General features: G+C 73.8%; 2 protein-coding genes. Both read left to right on the forward strand.

Going from position 1 to position 2,527, the window contains the following annotated elements:
- The first annotated feature begins 563 nt into the window (after positions 1-563).
- Positions 564-1,733: an exonuclease SbcCD subunit D gene (locus AB0E96_RS40385; protein WP_359831740.1), complete on the forward strand. Its 1,170-nt coding sequence runs from the start codon at positions 564-566 to the stop codon at positions 1,731-1,733.
- On the forward strand, positions 1,730-2,527 hold a 798-nt coding region (locus tag AB0E96_RS40390; RefSeq protein ID WP_359831742.1), incomplete at its 3' end, for an SMC family ATPase. The genes AB0E96_RS40385 and AB0E96_RS40390, both read left to right, overlap by 4 nt.

Raw genomic sequence — 2,527 nt, forward strand, 5'->3', positions numbered from 1 at the left:
GGCGCGGTGCGGGTGCACACCTGGGCGATCGGCTGGTTCCGCGAGCGGGTCACCACCTACGACCGGCCGTACGGCTTCGACTACACGCCTGCGGCGGACGGCCCGCCGCGGCGCCCCGCACCTCACCCACTTCACCCACCGAACACACCGCACTCGCCGACTCCCGCACAGCCGCCATGGGTCCTCCCTCTTCTCCTTCGCCCGGTACCGGACCATGCCGTCGGCCGCCCCGAACGGACCGGCCGACGTCGAGGAACATACACAGAGCCACTGACAATTCACCCCAGGTAATCGAACAAGCTCAGCGGGCCCTGCCGATCGCAAGCGCGCGCCCCGCAGGAACGCCGAGCGCGGACACCTCCTGTTCCGCAGGGGCGGGCCGACCCTCGCGGAACAGGCGACGACTGACAGATGACAGCTGACAGATTTCGAAATCTGTCAGCTGTCATCTGTTTTCCGTCCGCCGTCAGCCGTCCGCTCTCCCGGGCCCCCGGACCCCCTGGGACGCGTGGTTCCACCGGGCCGGGCGGGTTTGTCGGCGGTGCGCGTTAGGGTCGGGAACCATGCGACTGCTGCATACCTCCGACTGGCATCTCGGGCGCTCGTTCCACCGCGAGAGCCTCCACGACGCCCAGCGCGCCTTCCTGGACCACCTGGTGGACGTGGTCCGGTCCGAGGGCGTGGACGCCGTGCTGGTCGCGGGAGACGTGTACGACCGGGCGCTGCCCGGGCTGGAAGCGGTCGCGATGTTCGACGACGTGCTGCACCGGCTGGCCGACCTCGGAGTGCCGACGGTCTTCATCAGCGGCAACCACGACTCGGCCCGCCGCCTCGGCGTCGGCGCGGGGCTGATCGGCCGGGCCGGCATCCACCTGCGGACCGACCCGGGCGGCTGCGCCGAGCCCGTCCTGCTGGCGGACGAGCACGGCCCCGTGGCCGTGTACGGGCTGCCCTACCTGGAGCCCACCCTGGTGCGCGAACGGTTCGGGCTGGCGAAGGGCGGGCACGCGGCGGTGCTCGGAGCGGCGATGGACCAGGTCCGGGCCGATCTCGCGGCGCGCCCGGCGGGCACCCGGGCGGTCGTGCTGGCCCACGCCTTCGTCACCGGCGGCACATCGAGCGACAGCGAGCGGGACATCGCGGTCGGCGGCGTCGCCTCCGTGCCCGCGTCGGTCTTCGACGGGGTGCACTACGCCGCGCTCGGCCACCTGCACGGCTGCCAGACGCTCGCCCCGCACCTGCGCTACAGCGGCTCCCCGCTCGCCTACTCCTTCTCCGAGGTGAACCAGCGCAAGACCATGTGGCTGGTCGACCTGGCCGCCGACGGCTCGGTGACGGCCGAGCGCGTCCCCTGCCCCGAACCGCGCCGGCTGGCGACTCTCCGCGACACCCTCGACGCGCTGCTCACCGACGAGCAGTACGCCGAGCACGAGCAGTCCTGGGTGCAGGCCACGCTCACCGACGCGGCCCGGCCGAGCGAGCCGATGGAGCAGTTGCGCCGCCGCTTCCCGCACACCCTCCAGCTGCTGTTCGATCCGGACCGGAGCGGGACCGAGCCCTCGCAGTCGTACGCGGCGCGGGTCAGCGGCCGCGCGGACCTGGAAATCGCGGAGGGCTTCCTGCGCCACGTCCGCCCCGGCGCCGAGCCGGAGCCGGACGAGCTCGGCTGGCTGAGCGAGGGCTTCGAGCGCGTCCGGGAGACCGCCGACCGGAAGGCGGACCTGCCCCGATGAGGCTGCACTCGCTCACCGTCACCGCCTTCGGCCCGTTCGCGGGCAGCGAGACGGTGGACTTCGACGCGCTCGCCGCCGGCGGGCTCTTCCTGCTGCGCGGCGCGACGGGCGCGGGCAAGACCAGCGTGCTGGACGCGGTCTGCTTCGCCCTGTACGGCGAGACTCCGGGCGCGCGCCGGGCCAACCGGCTGCGCAGTGACCACGCCGACCCGAAGCTGCTGACCTCGGTCGAGCTGGAACTGACCCTCGGCGGGCGGCGGCTCCGGATCACCCGGCTGCCGGAGCAGCGCCGGCCGAAGAAGGTCGGCACCGGCACCACCGTCGAGCGGGCGCAGACCCTGCTGCGCGAGTGGGTCCTCGACACGGGCGACGGCACGCCCGGCTGGCGGGGGATCAGCAAGTCGCACCAGGAGGCCGGGGAGGAGATCCACCGGCTGATCGGCATGAACCGGGAGCAGTTCTGCCAGGTGGTGCTGCTGCCGCAGGGCGACTTCGCCCGCTTCCTGAAGGCCGACTCCGAGGAGCGCGGCAAACTGCTGCGGCGGCTGTTCGACACCGAGCGGTTCCAGCACGTGGAGGCCTGGCTGGCCGAGCAGCGTCGCGGCCAGGAGGCCGCCGTCCAGGCCGGCCGGCGTCGGCTGCGGGACCTCGCCAGCAAGGCCGAGCAGGCGGCCGGTCCGGACGCCGAGCCCGCCGCGGACTGGGTGCCGGCCGAGGACGCCGACGGGCCGGCGGCCGGCGGCCTGGCCACCGGGGTGCTGGGCTGGCCGCCCTGGGGGACGCCGAAGGACGGG

Source organism: Kitasatospora sp. NPDC036755 (assembly GCF_040636595.1).
Classification (GTDB): domain Bacteria; phylum Actinomycetota; class Actinomycetes; order Streptomycetales; family Streptomycetaceae; genus Kitasatospora.